The 21,535-nt window shown below is 57.7% G+C and carries 17 protein-coding genes; 16 read left to right on the top strand and 1 reads right to left on the bottom strand.

The window, feature by feature from the left end; genetic code table 11:
- The first annotated feature begins 514 nt into the window (after positions 1 to 514).
- The 13 genes from LHW45_01480 (at position 515) to ftsZ (ending at position 16,830) form a co-directional block, all read left to right on the top strand.
- The gene (locus tag LHW45_01480; protein ID MCB5284248.1) at positions 515 to 964 is read left to right on the top strand and encodes a protein MraZ; all 450 of its coding nucleotides are present in this window, start codon (positions 515 to 517) and stop codon (positions 962 to 964) included.
- Positions 961 to 1,902 carry a 16S rRNA (cytosine(1402)-N(4))-methyltransferase RsmH gene (gene rsmH / locus LHW45_01475; protein MCB5284247.1) on the top strand — a complete coding sequence of 314 codons (942 nt, stop codon included), beginning with the start codon at positions 961 to 963 and terminating at the stop codon, positions 1,900 to 1,902. The genes LHW45_01480 and rsmH overlap by 4 nt, the downstream gene beginning before the upstream one ends.
- Positions 1,899 to 2,249, top strand: a complete 351-nt coding sequence (locus LHW45_01470) for a hypothetical protein (GenBank protein MCB5284246.1) — start codon at positions 1,899 to 1,901, stop codon at positions 2,247 to 2,249. Before rsmH ends, LHW45_01470 begins: the two co-directional genes overlap by 4 nt.
- 6 nt (positions 2,250 to 2,255) lie before the next feature.
- A complete protein-coding gene (locus LHW45_01465) occupies positions 2,256 to 4,430 on the top strand; it encodes a PASTA domain-containing protein (GenBank protein MCB5284245.1) in 2,175 nt (724 codons plus the stop codon).
- Positions 4,427 to 7,270: a UDP-N-acetylmuramoyl-L-alanyl-D-glutamate--2,6-diaminopimelate ligase gene (locus tag LHW45_01460; GenBank protein ID MCB5284244.1), complete on the top strand. Its 2,844-nt coding sequence runs from the start codon at positions 4,427 to 4,429 to the stop codon at positions 7,268 to 7,270. The genes LHW45_01465 and LHW45_01460 overlap by 4 nt, the downstream gene beginning before the upstream one ends.
- On the top strand, positions 7,270 to 8,370 hold the full coding sequence (gene mraY / locus LHW45_01455; GenBank protein ID MCB5284243.1) for a phospho-N-acetylmuramoyl-pentapeptide-transferase: 1,101 nt from the start codon (positions 7,270 to 7,272) through the stop codon (positions 8,368 to 8,370). The genes LHW45_01460 and mraY overlap by 1 nt, the downstream gene beginning before the upstream one ends.
- A 13-nt stretch (positions 8,371 to 8,383) precedes the next feature.
- On the top strand, positions 8,384 to 9,739 hold the full coding sequence (murD, locus tag LHW45_01450; protein MCB5284242.1) for a UDP-N-acetylmuramoyl-L-alanine--D-glutamate ligase: 1,356 nt from the start codon (positions 8,384 to 8,386) through the stop codon (positions 9,737 to 9,739).
- A complete protein-coding gene (locus tag LHW45_01445) occupies positions 9,726 to 10,865 on the top strand; it encodes an FtsW/RodA/SpoVE family cell cycle protein (protein MCB5284241.1) in 1,140 nt (379 codons plus the stop codon). Before murD ends, LHW45_01445 begins: the two co-directional genes overlap by 14 nt.
- Before the next feature lie 132 nt (positions 10,866 to 10,997).
- Positions 10,998 to 12,125, top strand: a complete 1,128-nt coding sequence (gene murG / locus LHW45_01440; protein MCB5284240.1) for an undecaprenyldiphospho-muramoylpentapeptide beta-N-acetylglucosaminyltransferase — start codon at positions 10,998 to 11,000, stop codon at positions 12,123 to 12,125.
- A complete protein-coding gene (gene murC, locus LHW45_01435) occupies positions 12,109 to 13,527 on the top strand; it encodes a UDP-N-acetylmuramate--L-alanine ligase (protein MCB5284239.1) in 1,419 nt (472 codons plus the stop codon). Before murG ends, murC begins: the two co-directional genes overlap by 17 nt.
- Before the next feature lie 39 nt (positions 13,528 to 13,566).
- Positions 13,567 to 14,346: an FtsQ-type POTRA domain-containing protein gene (locus tag LHW45_01430; protein MCB5284238.1), complete on the top strand. Its 780-nt coding sequence runs from the start codon at positions 13,567 to 13,569 to the stop codon at positions 14,344 to 14,346.
- A gap of 1 nt (position 14,347) precedes the next feature.
- Entirely contained in the window at positions 14,348 to 15,625 is a 1,278-nt protein-coding gene (ftsA, locus tag LHW45_01425; protein ID MCB5284237.1) for a cell division protein FtsA, read from the top strand.
- An 11-nt stretch (positions 15,626 to 15,636) separates the two neighbouring features.
- On the top strand, positions 15,637 to 16,830 hold the full coding sequence (gene ftsZ / locus LHW45_01420) for a cell division protein FtsZ (protein ID MCB5284236.1): 1,194 nt from the start codon (positions 15,637 to 15,639) through the stop codon (positions 16,828 to 16,830).
- 777 nt (positions 16,831 to 17,607) lie between these two features.
- Here the strand turns inward: ftsZ and LHW45_01415 are convergent.
- On the bottom strand, positions 17,608 to 18,522 hold the full coding sequence (locus LHW45_01415) for a T9SS type A sorting domain-containing protein (GenBank protein MCB5284235.1): 915 nt from the start codon (positions 18,520 to 18,522) through the stop codon (positions 17,608 to 17,610).
- Positions 18,523 to 18,808: 286 nt separating this feature from the next.
- Here LHW45_01415 and LHW45_01410 point away from each other — a divergent pair, with 286 nt between their 5' ends.
- Genes LHW45_01410 through amrB form a run of 3 tightly spaced genes read left to right on the top strand, consistent with a single transcriptional unit; the run spans position 18,809 to position 21,531 of the window.
- Positions 18,809 to 20,098: a Y-family DNA polymerase gene (locus LHW45_01410; GenBank protein ID MCB5284234.1), complete on the top strand. Its 1,290-nt coding sequence runs from the start codon at positions 18,809 to 18,811 to the stop codon at positions 20,096 to 20,098.
- A gap of 4 nt (positions 20,099 to 20,102) precedes the next feature.
- On the top strand, positions 20,103 to 20,717 hold the full coding sequence (locus LHW45_01405; GenBank protein MCB5284233.1) for an IMPACT family protein: 615 nt from the start codon (positions 20,103 to 20,105) through the stop codon (positions 20,715 to 20,717).
- Complete coding sequence (gene amrB / locus LHW45_01400; protein ID MCB5284232.1) at positions 20,710 to 21,531, top strand: AmmeMemoRadiSam system protein B; 822 nt, start codon at positions 20,710 to 20,712, stop codon at positions 21,529 to 21,531. Before LHW45_01405 ends, amrB begins: the two co-directional genes overlap by 8 nt.
- Positions 21,532 to 21,535: the final 4 nt, after the last annotated feature.

Here is a 21,535-nt window from a genome sequence, read left to right as displayed (position 1 = left end):
ATAGAGTGACAAAATATGAGCCTATCTATTTTGTCAAGAATTATTTGCAGATTTCAAAAACTACTTTTTGATCCTAAATGCTCTTACTTTTTCACCAGACCCTGAGGATTATGTGCAAAGGTCTTATTTGTATATATGATGACCAGTTTCCCAAAGGGTCGCTCCCAATATCAATACGGTATCAATACGGAATCAATACGGATGAAATCCGTATTGATTCCGTATTGATACCGTATTGATATTGGGAGCCAAGTATGGGTTTTATCTGGGAAAGGCTATCTCAATTCACGCTTCCATGCTCAATTCGCGATCAAGTGATCCCGATAAAATTGGCCTTGGTTTGGGGAAAAATTCAAAAAAGCGCAGATTCTGCTTGACAAGAAAACTGGATGTCATATAAACGGCACAGGATGTCAAAAAAAGTCATACAGTGTCAGAGAGAATCATGAAGGCTGCGGCTGGAAGTCAAATCAGCAGCGGTTTGACGGCAAAACAGAGAGATAAGGAAGCTTAGATGTCAGGACCATTCAACGGTTATTGGGAAAACGCGGTGCACAACCAAAGGGTGATCATCCCCGCCTTGTTCAAGCGCAGATTCAGCGAAGAATCACAGCGCACGGTGGTGATCACGGCGGGTTTCGACAACTCCATCGCGCTATATCCCCTGGACAATTGGTATTCCACGCTGGCGGAGCTGGCGGAAGGCAGCGATGTGGAGCAGGATTTCCGCTCGATGCTGATCCGTTGCGCCGTGGCGGAAGCTGAGCTCGAAGGCCCCGGCCGGGTGCGGCTGCCGGAGCGTGAATTGCGCAAGGCGGGCATCACCGACCGCTGCGTGGTGAAAGGCGACCACCACCTCATTTCGCTGTGGAATCCTGAACGATTCTACCTCGACCTCGACAACTACGAGGCGGAGATACGCAGCAGATTCGACGCCAAACTCTGGCACAAGGGCAGAAGATGAAAGTTTACCACACCCCCGTGATGTTGACCGAATGCGTTGCCTACCTGCAACCGCGGGCCGGCGGGGTGTATGTGGACGCCACTTTGGGCGGCGGCGGGCACGCTTTGGGAATGCTGCAGGCCACAGAGAGGATAAGGGTTTACGGCTTCGATCAGGACGCCGACGCGCTGGCGGAGGCAAAGGAGCGCTTGGCCGCCTATAGCGACAGCTGCGAACTGATCGGCACGAATTTTTCCAGGCTGCGCACGGAACTCGCGCTGCGCGGAGTGAAAAGCATCGACGGCGCGCTGTTCGACCTCGGCGTGTCGTCACATCAGCTGGATGAGCAGGCACGCGGTTTCAGCATCGACGGCAACGCGCCTCTGGACATGCGCATGGACCGCGGGCAAAACTATTCCGCTGCCGACGCCGTGAACACGCTCACGCAGGCTGAACTGACCAGGGTTTTCAAAGACTACGGCGAAGAGCTGAACGCCGGCCGGATCGCGGCGAAGATCGTGAAGGAACGCGTGAAACAGCCACTGCGAACCACTGCCGAGCTTGCCCGCGTGATCGAAAGCGTGGCCGGCACGGGCAGCAGGGAATCGCTGAAGAGCAAAGTCCGCATCTTTCAGGCCCTGCGCATCCATGTGAACCGCGAACTGGAAGTGCTGGCGCCGGCTTTGCAGGACGCCGTGAATCTGCTTAGCCCCGGCGGCAGGATCGTGGTGCTCAGCTATCATTCGCTGGAAGACAGAATCGTGAAGAACGTTTTCAAAACCGCCGCCGACGGCTGCGTCTGCCCTCCCAGGGCGATGCACTGCAACTGCGGCAAACACAAACAGCTGGCCTTGCTCACCAAAAAACCGCTCGCGGCCAGCGACGAAGAGACCGCTTCAAACACCCGCTCCCGCAGTGTCAAGCTGCGCGCGGCGGAAAAAATCATGGGGGAAACATGAGAGCCAAATTCGTGATCTTGATCTTGATCGCCGTCACGGCGGTATTTGCCAACTTTTGGAATGCCAACCAGATGGTGCGCGCCACGCAGAAACTGGCGCGGATGGAAACCAAACTCGCCGCGGAAAAGAACATCAACACCGAACTGAAGGTGGAAAGCGACGACCTGCGCAGCGGACGGCAATTCGCCGAGCTGATGAGCGTTGACGCCAACGGACAGCCGGTGCAGGCTGGCAAGATCATCTACGTTCACGAACCCGCGGACGAACAAGACCGGGAAAGCTATTGCATCATTGACCTCTTCGCTTCCAAAGCGCAGGCGAAGGAAGTTCAGATCCTGCTGGACTAGGCCACGATGCGCTCCCGCTACAAACTGCTGGCAGCGACATTCGGCCTGCTGACCCTCGTTTGGGTGGGCTACCTTTTCGCCCTGCAAATATTTGACCCCTTCGAGCTCGATCAGCAGCGCCTCACACGCTATACCCCCCACAAAGAGATCATCATCCCCACCCGGGGTTCCATCTACGACGCCAACGGCAATCTGCTGGTGAGTTCCATCAGCTATTACCAGCTGGATATCGACCGCAACGCGGTGAAGCTTTGGGGGGATGAGAAAAAACTTGAACTAAGCAAGGCTTACCAGCTGATAAGCAAGGCAATAGGCAACAATTGCAGCGTGAAACCCGAGGCGGTGCTGCAGCGCCTGACTATGAACGACAAACTCAGCTCCATTCAGATCACGAACAAGGTGCGCGAGATGGAGCTGGAAAAGATCGTGAAAGCCTTTGAAACTGACAAGCTGCCGGGGCTCAGCCACAGTTTCGCCTCGATGAAGCGCATCTATTCGCGCAACATTCTGGCCGCGCGGCTGCTGGGCAGCGTGCGCGCTGTCTCGGAAGGCTACGACGCCGAAACAGGCAACCGCTCGCTCTACAAGCTCAGCGGCAGCTGCGGCATCGAATCCAGCTACGACGATTACCTGGCCGGCGAATACGGCTGGCGGGAAGTGGTGTACGACGCCAAACACAGGCGCATGCCCTATCCGAACCTGCATGAAAAAGTTTCGCGCGACGGCAACAACCTGCACCTCACCATCGACGCCAACATCCAGGAAGTAGTGGAGAACGCCCTCTACGCCGGCCTGGAGAAATACAAGGCCAAAAACGGCGGCGCGATCGTGATGGACCCGCATACGGGACGCATCCTGGCTATGGCGGGCGTTTCCGCCGAAGACAGATACATCGATCCGGGGCTGGTGCGCGTGAAGTCCAACATCCCCGTCAGCTTCATGTTCGAGCCGGGATCAACGATGAAGCCGCTCACAATGCTGGTGGCGCTCGACAAGAAAGTGGTGAGCCACAAAGACCTTTTCCCCAGCGGCTCGATCACCATCCGCGGCCGCACCATCTCGGACACGCACAGCTACGGCATGATCCGCCCCGTGGACATCATCTGCAAATCCAGCAACGTGGGCATCGCGCTGATCGGCGACAAGATCGGCGCCAAAACACTTTACGAGAAGTTCATCGCCCTTGGCTACGGCCAGAAAACAGGGCTGGAACTGAGCGGCGAAAGCAGCGGCATGTTCGCCAAACTGAACAATTGGGACGGCTACACGCTGCATTCCATATCCTTCGGACAAGCCATCTCAGTTACCGCCCTCCAGCACGCGGCGGCCTTTTGCGCGGTGGCCAACGGCGGCAGGATGGTGAAGCCCTATTTGCTGGAATCGGTTACCGACAACAACGGCAGGATAATCGAACAATTCGAGCCGCAGGTGCTGCGCCAGGTGGCCAGCAAGGCGGCCGCGGACACCGTTCGCTACTACATGCAGACGGTGGTCGACCGCGGCACGGCGCGCCACATCAAGATGGATTACATCACCATGGGCGGCAAGACCGGCACCGCTCAGAAAGCGGCGGAAGGCGGCGGAGGCTATGCCGGCGGCAAATACAACTCTGTTTTCGTGGGCATGTTCCCCGTGGAAGCGCCCAAGATGGTGATGATCGTTTTCTACGACGAGCCCGCTATCGGCTACCATTACGGCAGCACCAGCGCCGCGCCCACTTTCAAACAGATCGTGGAAGACATCCTGTTCATGCCAAACTGCAACATCCTCGCCTTCGACGAACGCCTGATGCAAAGCTCCAAACGTATGCCCGATCTGCGCGGAAAGCATATCAGCCAGGCGGAGGCCATCCTCATTCAATACGGCTTTTCCTACACCATCGTGGGCGCCGACTCCTCTTCCGTGGTGGTCGACCAATTCCCGAAGCCGAACGTGGCCATCGATCCGGGCCATCCCATCACCGTGAAGATAGGTCGCAAAGCTGGTGACGCACCTGAAACCGCGGTGCATGGCAGCATGCCCGACCTCACCGGCCTCACGCTGCGCAAGGCGATGCAGCTGGCCGCCTGCGAGAAAGTGGCGCTGCGCATCCGCGGCTCGGGCATCGTGCGCTCGCAATCCATCCAACCCGGCTCCCGCGTGACCAAGAACACCGTCTGCCTGCTGGAGGCTTCCATATGAACCTGAGCGAGGTTTTGCGGCTCTTCACGCAACACGATCTGCTGCTGCAAACCCAGGCCCTCGAAGGCATCGAGTGTTTGAACGGGGTGGTGCGCGTGGACAACCGCGAGATCGAAACCGGCGACATCTTTGTTTGCATCAGGGGACAGGTTTCCGACGGTCACCGCTTCATCGCCGACGCCCGCGCCAAAGGGGCCGCCCTCATAGTGGGCGAATACGATTTCACCGACCCTCTGCCAGCCATCCGCGTGAGCGATTCCCGCAGGGCTGCGGCGCTGTTGGCTAAACTTTTTTACAACGATCCCAGCTCTTCCTTCCGCCTCGTTGGCGTTACCGGAACCAACGGCAAGACAACCACTTCCATGCTGCTGTTTAAAGCGGTGCGTGAACTCGGCATCGACGCGGGTTGGATCGGCACGCTGGGCTATTACATCAATGACGAACATTTTGAAACGCGGCACACCACGCCGGACATATTGCAGCTCAACGGCATCTTCGCGCAAATGGCAGCTCGCAAGCTGAACATCGTCTTCATGGAGGTAAGCTCCCACGCGCTTGCCTTGGACCGCGTTTATGGCATCGAATTCGACTACTGCCTCTTCACCAACCTCAGCCGCGAACACCTGGATTTCCACCGCAGCATGGAGGAATACGGTGAAGCGAAGCTGAAGCTCTTTTCTGGAACGCTGCAGGGAAAAGCAGTGGGGCTGGTGAACACCGACGACAGTTTTGGCAAACACATTTATGATGAACTGAAATCGCAAGGGGCATATGTTTTCAGCTTGGGCAGCGCTGAGGCGGACTTCGTGATCCGGGGCGACAACAGCCCCAACGACTGGGAGCAGAGCCGCTTTGCCCTGCAATGCCGCGAAGGGGTGGTGAACATCCGCTCGCCTCTGATCGGAAAATTTAACGTGTCCAACCTTGCCATGGGCGCTGCGACGCTTAATCTGATGGGCTTTGAAAAGCGGCAGATCGAACAGGCGCTGAACCACGTGCCGCCCGTGCGGGGACGTTTCGAAAGGGTCCCAAACAAGCATGGCATAGGCGTTTTCGTGGATTACGCGCACACTCCCGACGCCCTGGAGAATGTGCTCCGCGCCAGCCGCGACCTGCGCCCCAAACGCGTACTCTGCCTCCTGGGTGCCGGGGGCGAACGTGATCGTGGCAAACGTCCGCTGATGCTGAAGGCGGCCCTGCAATTCGCCGACGCAGTGATCATCACCGACGACAACCCCCGCGGAGAAGATCCCGACTCGATCATCCGCGAGATTGTTACCGGCACGGACATGTGGCTGCCATGGTGGATCATCCGCGATCGCCGTGAGGCCATCCACGCCATTATAAGACTTGCCCGGCCTGGCGACGTCGTTCTGCTCTGCGGCAAGGGACACGAGACCTACCAAGATATCGAAGGCGTGCGCCATCCTTTTGACGATGCCGCGATAGCCGCTGAATACATGAACGCGGCTGATTTTGGAAAACAGCCGGAAGGCGAACTCAGCCTGCCCCTCGACCGCCTCATGCTGGAGCTGCTTTGCGCGGCCCCTCCCTCCGAAAGCAAAGGCTACAAAGCGCCCGCAACCTATCCCAGGATCTCCACCGACAGCCGTTCCCTCACGCCGGGATCGGTGTTCTTCGCCCTGCGCGGGGCCAATTTCGACGGCAACGCCTATCTGGGCGAAATCCTGCGCGAAGCGAACAACCTGGGCGTGGGCAGCATCGATGCCAACGGCTGGAATAACTATCTGCGCGTGGAAGAACCGCTGCGGGCGATGTCCACGCTCTGCCGCAAGTATCTTTTGATGTTTTCCGTCTATAAGATCGCGCTCACCGGAAGCACCGGCAAAAGCAGCACCAAAGAGCTTTTGGCTGCCGTGTTCGACGCCGCCGCGCCCACACTGAAGACCCTGGCCAATGCCAACAACATCATCGGCCTCTGCCAGACCATCCTCAACCTCCGCCCCGAACAGCGCTATGCCATCTTCGAGCTGGGCACCAACGCCTTTGGCGAGATCGCCACTCTCAGCGAAATCTGTGCCCCCGACGCCGGTATTATCATCAACATCGGCCCTTCGCACCTGGAAAAGCTCATCGACGAAGACGGCGTCTATCGCGAAAAAACCGCGCTGTTCAACCGGCCGCTGGACATCCGCCTGTTCGATGCCGACGATCCCCGCTTCGCAGCCTATGCCAAGCAGGGAAAGAGCGTTGGCTTCTCGGAAAACGCGGATTTCCGCCTCAGCGATGTGGAATGCGACGCTCAGGTTTGTTCCTTTAAAGTGAATGGCGCAGCCTACACGATCCCTTATCCGGTGCCGCATCTGGCCAAAAACGCCGCCTTCGCCATTGCCGCGGGCAGTCACTGCGGAATTGATGAGGCCGCGATGCAAAAGGCTTTGGCGGATCCCATCCAACTGGAATTGCGTTTGCAGCGCGAAGACCTTCCCAGCCTGCTGTTGCTGGCCGACTGCTACAACGCCAACCCCGTCTCCATGCAAAGCGCCATCGAATACTGGCACACTCTGGAGCCCGCGCGTCCGCACATAGCCATTCTGGGCGACATGCTGGAGCTTGGCCCCGCCGCCGCGGATTATCACGACATGATCGGCGCCATCCTCTGTGAGAAGGGTTACGACGCCCTCTACACCGTCGGCGAGCACGCGCCGCGCTATCATCAGCAGGATTCGCATCTGCAGGGAAGGCATTTCGCCAAGGTTGAAGACATGCTGGCCAGCGGCGTGCTGTCCGGCCTGGCCACAGGCGCGGTGGTGCTGGTAAAAGCCTCGCACTCCATCCATCTCGAAAAACTGCTGCCCCAGCTGAGAGGAGAACGCTAATGCTCTACCATCTGCTCTACCCCCTGGCCCGTTACAGCATCGTGTTCAACGTATTGCGCTACATCACTTTCCGTTCCCTTGGCGCCTTCCTCACCGCGCTGCTCTTCACCCTGTTCGTGGGACCCTCCTTCATTCGCCTGTTGAAGCGCAAAGCGGCAGTGGAAACCATCGACGAGGACGTACCCGAAAAACATCGCGCCAAAGCGGGCACGCCCACGATGGGCGGGCTGCTGATCATCTTCGGGCTGCTGATCGCCTCGCTGCTCTGGAACGACCTTACGAACCGCTCCATCATCATGATGTTTCTCACCACGCTGTGGCTGGGCATCTTTGGTTTTTTAGACGATTATCTGAAAAACTTCCTCAAGCTGGCGAAGGGTCTGGTACCCAAATACAAGCTGTGGGGGCAGATCAGCGTGGGTTTGCTGCTCACTTTGGCCATCTTTTACGGCGGCACCAGCGGCACGGTCACCAATCTGCAGATACCTTTTTTCAAGAATCTCATCATCCCCCTCGGCTGGACGTTCATTCCGCTGATGGTTTTCTACATCACGGGCATCTCCAACGCCGTGAACCTCACCGACGGGCTCGACGGCCTCTCCGCCGGCGTGATGATCTTTTCGGCAGTTGGCCTGGGCATCATGAGCTATCTGAAGGGAAACTTCAATTCCGCCGCCTATCTGCAGCTGGAATTCCTTCCCACCGCGGGTGAGCTGACGGTGTTCATCGCTGGACTGATCGGCACACTGATCGGATTTCTTTGGTTCAATTCCCACCCCGCGGAAGTTTTCATGGGCGACACCGGATCGCTAACGCTGGGCGGCATTCTGGCCGTAATCTCCATCCTGCTGCAGGAGCAGATCTTTTTCGTCATCATCGGCTTCCTCTTCATCTCCGAAACGCTTTCCGTGATCATCCAACGCACGTGGTTCAAGCATACCAAACGCAGATACGGCGAAGGCAGAAGGGTGTTCCTCTGCGCGCCGGTCCACCACCATTTCGAGATGAAGGGCATGCACGAATCCAAGATCGTGATCCGCTTCTGGATCGTGGCGATCCTCTTGCTGGCGGTGGGGCTAAGCACCATCAAACTGCGCTAAGGAGATGTGAAAATTGTTTGACGCGTCCCGAAACTATGCCATTCTCGGACTTGCCCGCAGCGGCATCGCGGCGGCCTGCAAGATCAAGGAATTGGGCGGAACTGCCTTTTTGAGCGATTCCCAGCCGCTGGAAAAGATCAGCGGCGCGGACACCCTCACCCGCGATTTTGCCTGCGAATTCGGCGGCCACAGCGACCGCCTCTTCCAATGCGACACTTGGATCGTAAGCCCCGGCATCCCCTTAAATCTGCCCATCATAGCCAAAGCGCGCGCCAAAGGCATCGAACTCATCAGCGAGATCGAGCTCGGCTTCCGCGTCAAGAGCGGCGACAGCCGGTTGATCGCCGTGAGCGGCTCCAACGGCAAGAGCACCACCGTCTCTCTAATCCACCACATCCTCAAAAACATGGGCTACAACAGCATTCTGGCGGGTAACATCGGCTCCGCCTTCTGTTCCTGGCCGATAGAGAAACCGGGCATAGATTTCATCGTGCTCGAGATCAGCAGTTTCCAGCTTGATCTCATCCAAAACTTCCGTCCCGAGGTGGCCGTGCTTTTGAACATCACACCCGATCACCTTGACCGCTATGCCTCCTTTGCCGACTACACCGCCTCCAAATTCCGCTTGTTCACCAATCAAACGCAAGCGGACACCGCTGTTATCTGCCTGGATTCGGAACCCATCGTGGAACATCAGCACCTGATCAAGTCCCGCCGGCTGCGCTATTCGCTGACCAGTACCCCGCCCGACTGTGAAGCCTGGCTGAACCGCGACGCGATCCAGATCGGCCTCCGCCACAAACTACCCGTGAGCGAACTCAAGATCCGCGGCCCCCACAACCACGCCAACGCGATGGCGGCATTGCTTGCTGTGGACGCCCTCACCCATGACCTCGCCTTCGCCATCGAGGCTGCCAAAAGCTTTGAGCCTCTCACCCACCGCCTCGAGTTCGTCGCCCTCATCAACGGCATCTTCTTCTACAACGATTCCAAGGCCACGAACACCGATTCCGTGAAATCCGCCCTCACCTCTTTCGACGAACCCATCCGCGTGATCATGGGCGGCTCCGACAAAGGCGAGGATTTTTCCGTGCTCACCCCCATGCTGCAGCAGCGTGCCCGCAAGGTTTACGTTACCGGCGGCACCACAGAGCAGATGCGCGCCGCCTGGGAAGGCCAGCTCGAACTTGCCTGGGTGGAGGATTTCGAAGCCTGTGTCCGCGCCGCCTTTGCCGATTCCGTTCCCGGCGACATCATTGTCCTCTCCCCCGCCTGTGCCAGCTTCGACCGCTTTCGCAACTACGAGCACCGCGGCGAGGTTTTCAAGGAGATCGTGCAGCGGATCAGGAGCGAATATGAAAAAGAATAGAAACACCTCCTACATCGTCTCCATCGACAACACCATCCTGGGCTGCTATCTCGCGCTGCTGGTGATCGGGCTTCTGGTGATGCTGGACATCACCTCCGTGCAGAGCACCATGGTCAATTTCTACCGCCACGCCGTCTTCGTGGGCGTCTCTGTACTGGCCGCCATCATCACGGTTTACTTCGTGAAAGTGGACAAATTGCGCCCCCTCAACCGCTGGCTGGTCTATCTCATCATGGGCCTGCTGGTGCTGGTCTTCCTCATCGGCGTGAAAACCAAAGGCGCAGAACGCTGGCTGATGATCGGCCCCGTGGGCATTCAACCCAGCACTATGGCGCGATTGGTGCTGATCCTCTTCTTTGCCGGCTATCTGGATTCCAAACAGGACAAGATCAACCTCGCCAACGTGAAGGAACTCGGCATGGAGTTCATCCCGCTGATCCTCTATACTGTGGTGATCTTCGTGCTCATCTTCCTCGGCAAGCATCTCAGCACGCTCATCATCGGCGGTGCCACCCTTCTGGGCATGCTTTTCTACGCCGGCCTGCGTAAGCGTTTCGTGCTGGGAGTGCTGATGCTGGGCCTGATCGCCGGCACCGTGATCATCGCCAAAGGCGATTCCTTCCGTTCCGACCGCATCAACACCTACAAAGTCTATTCGCTGCTGGTGCCAAACCGTCCCGCGCCCAGCAATTCGGCCGAGGAATATCAGGTGAAGGAAAGCCTCACCGCGCTCACCAGCGGAGGTTTTCTGGGCACGGGCATGGCCCACGGCCGGGCCAAACACTATTTCCTGCCTGAAGCCCGCACCGACTATATCTACACCATCATCGGCGAGGAATTCGGCTTCCTTGGCGCGGCCCTTGTGCTGCTGCTGCACGCCCTGCTCTTTTTCCGCATCCTCAAGCTGGCCGAAACGCAGGAAAACCGCTATCATAAGTATCTGATGGCCGGCCTTGGCATGAACATCTTTTTCAACGCCCTCATCAACACCGGCGTGAGCATGTCCATCATCCCCGCAACCGGCAACACGCTGCCCTTCGTTAGTTATGGCGGCACGGCACTGCTGGTGGATTCCGTCTCCATCGGGCTTGTGCTCAATCTCACCGCCAAACGGAGGCAGATGTGATCCGTATCCCGAGCGGCTACCGTTTTCTCAGATTGATCAGCTTTGGGGCGATCAGAGCCCCGGGGCCGGGCATGGCTTATTACCACCTGCTGAGGCCATTTTTACCAGCCCCAAGCAACAAGGACATGGAAAGTGAACGCTAAGCAAGATTTGAAGCAGACAGGCGGCCTGAGCTTCGTGCTGGGTTGTGGCGGCACGGGTGGGCATATCTTCCCCGCCATCGCCATCGCGCAGCAGTTGCAAACGCTGGGCCATCAGGCCAGTTTCATCGGCAACCGCGGAGGCATGGAAGAAACGCTGCTCACGGCAGAGGGATATCCTTTCCACGGCATCCACGTGCAAAAACTCCACCGCAAGCTCAATCTGGCCAATCTGCTCTTTCCCGTCTTTCTCGCGTCCTCCACTTTCGCCTGTCTGAAAGCGTTGCGCAAGATCAAGCCTGCGGCGGTGATCTGCACCGGCGGTTTCGTTTCGGGTCCCGTGGGCATCGCCGCGGCCGTGCTCCGCCTTCCCCTCTATTTCCACGAATGCAACAGCTATCCGGGCCTCACCACAAAACACCTGGCCAAATACAGCCGGATCGTTTTCACGGGTTTCAGCGGCACCGCCAAATACCTGCCCCAAACGAAGCTGCGCCAGGTCGGCATCCCGCTTCCGCGGCGGGTGGACCAACCCCAAACCATCAGTCCCGAAGAGATCGGCCTTGATGCCGGCAGGCCGATATTGCTCGTTACCGGCGGCAGTCAGGGTTCGCTGGCCATCAACACTGCCGTGGCCGCCGCATTGCCCCGTCTCACGCAGCAGGGCTGGCAGATCATCTGGCAAACCGGCCAGACCGGCTACGCAGAGTTCTCTGCCCGTTACCAACACATAGAGGGAGTGCATATCTTCGCTTTTTCACCCCAACTGAAGGATTTTTACAAACTCGCCAAGGTGGCCGTGACCCGCGCCGGCGCGATGACCATCACCGAACTCACCGAAAACCGCCTTCCCGCCTTGCTGGTGCCGCTGCCCACCGCCGCGGAAAACCATCAGCACTACAACGCCCTCGAACAGCAACGCAAGGGCCTGGCCCTGCTGCTGAAACAAAGCCAGCTTAGCGGTGACACGCTGGCTTCAGCGGTGTTCAAAATGGGCAACGAGCACCAAGCTTATCTGCAAAACCTGAGCCGGATTCCACCCAACACCGCGGCCGAAGACATGGCGCGAGAGATTTTGAGCGACCTCAACAAGGAGCAACACAATGCTGGGAAAAACTAAGAAGATCCATTTCATCGGCATCGGCGGCATTGGTATGAGCGGCATCGCCGAATTCCTGTACAACCAGGGCTTGGAGATCAGCGGTTCCGACCTCAAAAAGACCGATGTCACCCGCCATCTCGAATCCCTTGGCATCAGGATCGAGGAAGGCCACAACCCCACGCTGGTGAAGGATGTGGACGTGGTGGTAAAATCCTCCGCGGTCAAGGACGACAACCCCGAGATCCAGGCCGCCAAAGCTATGCGCATTCCCGTCATCCGCCGCGCCGAAATGCTGGCCGAGATCACCCGCATGAGTTTCTCCATCGGCATTTCCGGTACGCACGGCAAAACCACCACCACTTCCATGACCGGCCTGGTGCTTGAAGCCGCTGGACTCGATCCCACCATCATCGTGGGTGGAAAGGTGAAAAACTACGGCTCGAACAACGTGATGGGCTCCGGAAAATACATCGTGGTGGAGGCCGACGAATATGACCATTCCTTCCTCTCCCTCACCCCCTGCATCGCCGGCATCACCAACATCGACACCGATCACCTGGATTGCTACCGCAATCTGGATGATATCAAAGGCGCTTTCATCGAATACGCTAACAAGGTGCCATTTTTCGGCAGTGTGATCGCCTGCCTCGACGATCCAGGCGTGCAGGCCGTTCTGCCCCGCATCAACAAAAAGATCGTCACCTATGGCTTTTCCCGCCAGGCGGACATCCAAGCCCTGAACATCAGCATGAAGGACTTCGTGAGCGAGTTTGACGTAAGCTACAAAGGCTACCGCCTGGGCCGCGTGAAGATGAACGTGACCGGCCGCCACAACATCCAGAACTCCCTGCAGGCAGTGAGCATCGGCCTCGAACTGGACATTCCCTTCAAACACATCCGCGAGGGACTGCTGCAATACAGCGGAGTTTACCGCCGTTTCGAACTCAAAGGCGAGGCCCGCGGCATCACCGTTTACGACGATTACGCCCACCACCCCACCGAGATCTCCGCCACCCTCGAAGGCTTCAAGGACAGCACCAAACGCCGCATCGTCACCTTGTTCCAACCCCATCTGTATTCCCGTACCAGGGATTTCCACGTGCAGTTCGGAAACGCCTTTTTCTCTTGCGACTGCCTCCTCCTGGCGCCGATCTATCCCGCGCGGGAAGAGCCCCTGCCCGGCGTTTCCTCCAAACTCATCGCCGATGCCGCCATCCAGAGCGGACACCACAACGTTGTGCTGATCGAAAACAACGCCGATATTGTACCCAAAACCCTCTCCCTGCTTGAAGAAGATGACATTCTGATCACCATGGGTGCCGGCAACGTCTGGCAGTATGGCGAAGAAATTCTGGCGGAACTGAAAAAATCAGTTGACAAAAACACTAAACCTAAAAAAGTTAGTGACTTAGAGACTTAACACAGGATTACGCGATAGCGCACAAAAGTATGCTTCATTATGAGAGACAATAAGATACCGACCCAGCACAACACCCGCAAGAGAAGGGGAAACAGCCGATATTTCGTCTTTTTCGTCCTTGTTTTGCTTGGTTTTGCCGCCCTTGGTTTCGGCGCTTATCATCTCCTGTCCAGCCTCGATGTGCTTAATGTGCGCAAAATTGAGATCAGCGGCAATTCCGCTGTGGCGGACAGCCTCCTGCGCAGCGCGCTGCAGCCCTATATGGGGCAGAATCTCCTCAAAGTGGACAAAGCTGAGGTCCACGCCGAGGTGAGTGGTTTTGCCCGCGTGAAGACCGTGAAGGTGCGACGCAAGCTCTTCAGCACCCTGCAGATCAAGCTCACGGAGCGCAAGCCCAGCCTCTATGTGAAAAGCCTCGAAGGCGACCTCTTTCCCGTGGATGAGGAAGGCGTGGTGTTGGAACGCTACGGCAAGGTTTACACGGAAAACCTGCCCTTGGTGAATCTGTTGGTGAACAACGCCCACCTCAGAAGCGGCCGGAAACTCAAGAACGCCGCGCTGGACAAGGTATTGGCCACCCACCGCAGGATAGTGGAGGATGCTCCGGAATTCGCGACCAACATCTCTGAATATTACACCATCGACAACACCGTCTACATCATCGACGCGCGCAACGGCCTGCGCCTGATCCCCAGCGAGAAGAACCTCGCCAAACAGCTTTCGCGCTACGAATTCGTGCGCGACAACGGCAATGTGAGCCAATCCTCCATCCTCGACCTGCGCGTCGACAACCAGGTGGTGGTGAAGGCGGGAAACTGATATGCGGCACAATCTGATCACCGCCCTCGACATAGGCTCCGCCAACATCCGCTGCATCCTGGCCCACGCCAAGGCGAAAGGCCAGCTGGATATCCTCGGCATCGCCGAAACGCCCTCATCCGGCCTGGAAAAAGGCATTGTAAAAGACATCCAGGCCGTGGCCGAAGGCGTGAAAAAAACGCTTAAGGAAGTGCACACCGCCGCCGGCACCAAACCCGCCAACATCTTCACCAACGTAACCGGAGACCACATCCGCACCCAGGTGGGCGGCGGCCGCATTTCCATCCCCACCTCCAACCCCAACGAGCCGGGCGAGATCGTGCAGGAACACGTGGACCAAGTGATCGCCGACGCCCGCAACAGCGTCAAGATCCAGAAAGGCTTCGAACGCTCCCAGATCCTCCACGGCATCCCGCAGAGCTTCGTGATCGACGGCCACAACGACATCCGCAATCCCCTGCGCATGACCGGCTTCCACCTCATCACCAAGGTGCTCACTATCTTCGGCGACGTCACCCAACTGCGCAACCTGGCCAAAAGCATCCAACTGGCCGATTTCGACATCAGCCCCGAAAACTTTGTGCTGAACCACATCGCCATCGCCAAAGCCGTGCTCAGCGAGGACGAACGCCGCCTCGGCACCATCCTCATCGACATCGGCGCCGGCACCTGCGACATCAGCCTGCATCACCGCGGCACCCTGGAAAAGATCCTCGTGATCCCCATGGCCGGCTCCTCCATCACGGAAGACCTCGCCATCGGGCTCAAGACCACCCTCTCCAACGCCGAATACATCAAGACCCACTACGGTGTGGCCCTCGCCAGCAGCGTCGATCCCGAAACCGAGATCGTGGTGGAAGGCATCAGCGGGCGCGACAGCCAGGTGAAAACACAGCATCTGGTGAGCCATGTGGTGCAGCACCGCGTGGAGGAAATGCTCTCGCTCTGCTACGACCGCCTCAAAAATTTTTACACGCCGGAACTCGTGACCGCGGGCATTGTGCTCACAGGCGGCACCGCCAAACTCCAGATGATCGACGCCGTGGTCAAAAACTCCTTCAACCTGCCGGTGAAGATCGCCCAACCGGACCTAAGCAACCTCAACGGCGATACCGAAATGCTGAAGGACCCTGCCTTCACCACCTGTGTCGGACTGCTCCGGCACGCGGCCGACCAGGAACCCGAAAGCAAAGCTCCCGCTCTGCGTCTGGGCACGTTCAAAGCGGGCAAGACACTGGACAAAATCAAAAACATAATCAAAGACTTTACGAGTACGTAAAGGGGGAAAAAATGATCGAATTTGACGAAAAACCCACTCAGATCGGCACCACCATCAAGATCGTGGGTGTCGGCGGGGCTGGCGGCAACGCCGTGAACACCATGATCGAAAACGACCTTTCCGGCGTGGAATTCATCGCCGCGAACACCGACATCAGCGACCTCGTGAAAAGCAAGGCGAGGATGAAACTGCAGCTGGGTAAGAAACTCACCCGCGGGCTCGGAACCGGTGCCAATCCAGACCTTGGCTCACGCGCCGCGGAGGAATCCAAGGACGATATCCGCTCGCACATTGAAGGCGCGGACATGATCTTCATCGCCGCCGGCATGGGTGGTGGCACGGGCACTGGCGCCGCTCCCGTGGTTGCCAAGATCGCCCGTGACCTCGGCATCCTCACCCTCGGCATCGTTACCATGCCCTTCCCCTTTGAAGGCAAGAAACGCCACAGCAACGCTGAGGAAGGCATCCGCAACATGGCGGAGTTCGTGGACACCCTCATCGTGATCCCCAACTCCAAGCTCTGCGAGATCTACGCCGACCTCACCCTGCTGGAGGCTTTCCAGCGTGCCGACAACGTTCTCTTTGAATCCGCCAAGGCAGTTTCCGACATCATCAACGTGAACGGTCTCATGAACCGGGATTTCGCCGATGTTCGCACCGTGATGCAAAACATGGGCTACGCCCTGATGGGATCCGGCGTGGCCGAAGGCGAAAACCGCGCCGTGAACGCCGCCAAAGCCGCCATCAACAATCCCCTCCTGGCCGACATCAATCTCCACGGCTGCCAGGCGCTGCTGATCAACGTCTCCGCCGGACCGGACATCAAGATGAACGAGTTTGAGGACGTTTCCAGCGTGATCGTGAACGAAACCGGCACCAACGCCAACATTTTCATGGGCCTCGTGATCGAGCCCGACCTTGTGGGCAAGATCTCCGTCACCATCATCGCCACAGGGCTGCAAAGCACCGCCCAGATCGTTGATTTCCCCCCTGCCCTGCCTGTCTCTCAGACCAAACCTGCGCCGCAGCCCAAGCCGACGCCTCCCAAGCCCACCAAACCCGAAGATGACATTGAGGACATCTTCCGTGTCCTTAATATAAACCAGCCTGCCAGTCAGGAAGCCGATCCCGATTCCCACGAGGAGGAAACCCGGCAGCTCAGTCCCCGCACCGATCTGCCTTCCTTTCTGAAAGCTCTGGATTGATTTTTCCCATCCTTCCTGCTTAGGTCTCTCAACGGACAGCCCTGTCCGAACAAACCGTCGGCGCTCCCCCTTGCCGACGGTTTTCTTTTCCCTGCTGGATTCCACTGCCCTAGCTTTCTGTTCCCCCGCACCCACGCCCCGCTTATGCCTCCCGCGTGATGGCCGCACTTGATGCGGGGAGTATGCGGGAGGCGCTAAACAAGCGGATGTGGGGAAAAAGGAGGCGCTCTTTCAGACCAAGTGGACACAGCCCGTGAGGGCGGCAGAATGATAGCGAGGGTGTGAAGAACCGGCTTAAGACGGTTCGGAACCCCTCGTTGAATGAACAGATCAACCAATTTATCAGGCCTCCACCCCTCCCCGGAAACGTGCCACGTTTCCGGGGAGGGGTGGAGGAAATTCCATTATTGGTCCCATGTTGCCTTACGAGGGCTCCACTGCGCTGCGCTCCCTCGTCGTGATCTGTCGCCCTCCGGGCTGCTGGCTGGTTGATCACTTCCACCCACTCGGTTTGAATGAGAGCCAAAAAAGGAAAGCCAGGGTGCGTGCACTCAAGATTTCCGCATAGTCAGTTCAGGTCACCGACCCCGCCTCCCAATTGATGGATGCTCCGTTCATGCCCGAGTGACGTCCGGCTGATGGCTCCGTCAGGTAGTTGCCTGAAGTTGGTTTCAGTATGAACTGCCGGCCTTGGCTTGGGGGGACTGATGCTGGAAAAAGAAAAAACCCGGCAGTTCCCCGCCGGGCTTCTGAAAAAAGTACTGGTTTTTTTCTGCGTTACTTCATCAGGACCGCTTTCACCTGATAGCTTTCCTTGCCTGCCTGCATCCGGATGTGATAGATCCCACTGGCAAGGGGTTGCCCGCCGCTGTCGCGGCCTTCCCAGCCTATCTGGTGATAACCGGGCTGCAGATTCCCCAGCTCAAAGCTGTTCACAACCTGGCCGCGGTTGTTGTAGATCTTCAAACTCACCGCGCTGTTTTCCTTCAGATTGAAGGGGATAGCCGTGTTGGGATTGAAGGGGTTGGGATAGACCGGGCCGAGTGATGTGACCTGGGGAGGCTCGGGTATGTCGCTTCCGGGCAGAGAATACTGGATCGAGCTGGGTCCGTAGTAATAATCATGGCCATCGAGATCGCTGTTCAGCAGCCAGTAGTAGTAGGTCCCCTCTTCCTGCAGTTCCTCGTCAGTAAAGACGTAGCTCGTGGTTTGGGAAGTATTGGTGGCGGGGATCAATTCGCTGATGGTGGAGGCCATTGAGAGTTCGTCCGTGTTGTTGCGCAGGATGTAATAGCCTCGTACCCCTGTCTCGGATTGGGTGATCCAGGTGAGGCTAACGCAATTGTCCGCCGAGATGGCAGCTGTAAAACTGGATAGCTCGATGGGCACTGTGGGACCGTTGATGGAACTGAATATGATCCAGCCATCTTCAGCCTCAGGGGCCACATATGCGGAGGTCGGCCCCCAAGGGCCGTAGTCTTCCAATTCCACTGTGTATGTGCCGTACCAAACGGTATTGGGCTCAAACTGATGGGGTGTGTAGAATCCTGTGAACACTCCGTTGCAATTGATGCGGGCCGCTACAGGAGTGTAACCCCCGGGAATCACTCTTAGAGCTTCAATGTAAGTAAAATAACCGAACGCCATACTGACCGAGGCAATGAATAACATCGCAAACAGCACTTTTTTCATGGTAACCTCTCTTCTTTTGCAAGAACTTATCTGAATCTAATTTCTCATGGCCTCCAAGGGTGTCAAGCTATAATTTACCGTTTTTGGCTTTTTAGCGATGGAAAATTATCCACAAGTCTAGGTCAATGTTGATTAATTTCATGTTAGACAGGTAGTATGCCCTGATAATTGTCATTTTTGCAGGCAAGCTGCCGGCCCTTGGGTATCTCCGTGCGATCAGAATTATGGGGCATTAACAGATTGACAGCCTGAAGCCTTTGGATATTTTGACTCTGGGAGATATGCGATGAACAAGATCGGACTCACAGATCAGGACATAGTTGCCTTGGTGGATTGCAACAACTTCTACGTGTCCTGTGAACGCGTGTTTGACCCTTCCCTGGAGGGCAAACCGGTGGCTGTGCTGTCCAATAACGATGGCTGCCTCGTTTCCCGCTCCAACGAGGTCAAGGCCCTGAAAATCCCCATGGGCGCTCCCGGCTTCAAGCATGAAGCGCTGATCCGCAAATACGGCGGCACGCTGCTTTCCTCAAACTACGCGCTCTATGGCGACATGAGCCGGCGGGTGATGGATGTGCTGGGCAGATTTTCGCCGGAACTGGAGATCTATTCCATCGACGAAGCTTTTCTGGGCCTGAACGGCTTTCGCATCCGCGATCTGGAGGCATACGGCCGCAAGATCCGCGACACCGTGCGCAGATGGACCGGCATCCCCGTCTCGGTGGGAATTTCCCGCAGCAAGACCCTGGCCAAGGTGGCCAACCATTACGCCAAGCGCTATTCCGGCTATCGCGGCTGCGTGCTGATGCTGGATGAAGCCAGGATCCAAAAGGCTTTGGAGCGGCTTCCCGTCGCGGAGATCTGGGGCATCGGCCGGCAGTATGACAAGTTTTTGCGCCAGAACAAGATCGAGAACGCCTGGCAGCTTCGCAACGCTCCCGAGCAGTTCATCGACCACTACATGACCAGCGTCGGGCACAAAACCGTGCTGGAATTGCAGGGTTTTTCCTGCATCAACATGGACGAAGCGCCCTCCCCCAAGCAGAGCATCGTGGTCTCCCGTTCCTTTGGCAAGCAGGTGTCTGACCTGGCCGAACTGGAGGAGGCCGTTTCCACCTACATCACCCGCGCCGCGGAAAAACTGCGTGCCCAGAACAGCGTGGCGGGTCATCTGATGGTGTTTCTGAACACCAACCGCTTCAAGGAAGGCCCTCAGTACAACAACTCCGCCCAAGCCACGCTTTCGCCGCCCACGGCCTATACGCCGGACCTCATCAAAACCGCTTTGGAATTGCTGCGCGACCTCTATCTTCCCGGCTTCGAATTCAAAAAGGCCGGCGTGATGTTCGCGGAGATCATGGATGAGAACGACGTTCCGCTGAACCTGATCGAAACCAACTACCTGGACGACGACCGCAAAAAGCTGATCGACACTGTGGACAGGATCAACCGCCGCTGCGGCCGCGACACTGTGTTCTTCGCCAGTTCCGGGATCAACAGGGAATGGCAGATGAAGCGGGCGAAGCTCTCGCCCTGCTACACCACCCGCTGGTCGGATCTGCTGAAAACGAAGTAGCGCCATGGCATTCAACACCATCTCCGCCCCCCTTTCCTGGCAGCAAAAGATCCGCCGCAGCACCTTCATCTGCTTCCTCCACCCCATCGCCAGCGCGGATGAAGCCAAAAGCCTGCTCAGCGCGCACAACAAGGAACATGCCAACGCCACTCACAATTGCTTCGCCTACATCTGCGGCTTTGGGCAGGAAACCCAGTACCACAGCGATGCCGGGGAACCGCACGGCACCGCCGGAAAGCCCATCCTGAACGCCCTGCTGCGAGCCAACCTGACCAACGTCCTCGCCATCGTCACCCGCTTCTACGGGGGCGTAAAACTCGGTGTTCCCGGATTGATGGAAGCTTACGGCAGCACCGTGGAGAAAACGCTGGAACTGGCGGAATTGATCCCCGCCACCGCCTTCACCGAGTTCATTGTCCAGACTGAGTACGGCAGCGTGGACCAGCTCCTTGGCCTGCTGAGATCGCTGGCAGGCAGCTTGGCGCGGGAAAGCTGGACAGACAGGGTGGAACTGGTTTTGCGCGTTCCCGCGGAAAACACCGCCGCCCTGCGGGAATTCCTGGCTGGCCAGGCAGCCCAATCCCGCTTACAATATCAAGAGGAGAAAGATTTTGCTTAGAAAAACCACTCACGCCGGGAGTTTTTATCCCCGCTTCGGAGACCAGATCTCCACCCAGATCCAGCGTTGGACGGAAGGCCAGCCCACAGCCAGAAGGGAAGAAAATTGCCTGGGGCTGATCGTCCCCCACGCCGGCTACGTCTATTCCGGCGCCTGCGCCGCGAAGGGCTTCCACTACATCGGTGAACAGCACTTCGACAGTCTGCTGATCCTGCATCCCAGCCATCAGGGCATCAATTTCGACTGGTCCGTTTCGCCCTTCGACCAGTATGACACTCCTCTGGGCATGGTGGAGCAGGACCCCCGGCTTTTTGAGCTGCTCACCCGCAACACCGAGGACCCGAACCGCGAGAAGCGCCTGCACGAGCTGGAACACTCGCTGGAGATCCAACTGCCGCTGATCAAATATTTCTTCCCCGCCACACCCATCTGCCCGGTGATGATCGGACGCCCCCATCCCGAGGTGGCGATGCGTTTGGCGGAGCAGATCCGCGAAGCTGTCGCGGCCAGCGGCCAAAAAGTGGGCATCATCGTTTCCACGGACCTTTCCCACTATCACGATTCCGACCGCGCGGAAAAGATGGATTCGCTCATCATCCGCTACATCATGAGCCTGGACGCCGACGCCCTCTGGCAAAGCGTGATCTCCAAGCGCTGCGAGGCCTGCGGGATCGGCGGCCTGCTCGCCCTGATCATGTACGCGGGCATTCACGACGATGCCAAGGCCAAAGTGATCGAATACACCCACTCCGGCAAAGTGAGCGGCGACAACCAGCAGGTGGTGGGATACCTGAGCGCCCTCGTTTACCGCTGAGAAG

The sequence above is a fragment of the Candidatus Cloacimonadota bacterium genome, assembly GCA_020532085.1.
Lineage (GTDB): Bacteria > Cloacimonadota > Cloacimonadia > Cloacimonadales > Cloacimonadaceae > Syntrophosphaera.
Note: the sequence above shows the minus strand (reverse complement) of the source record. Positions and strands in the feature narration are given on the sequence as shown.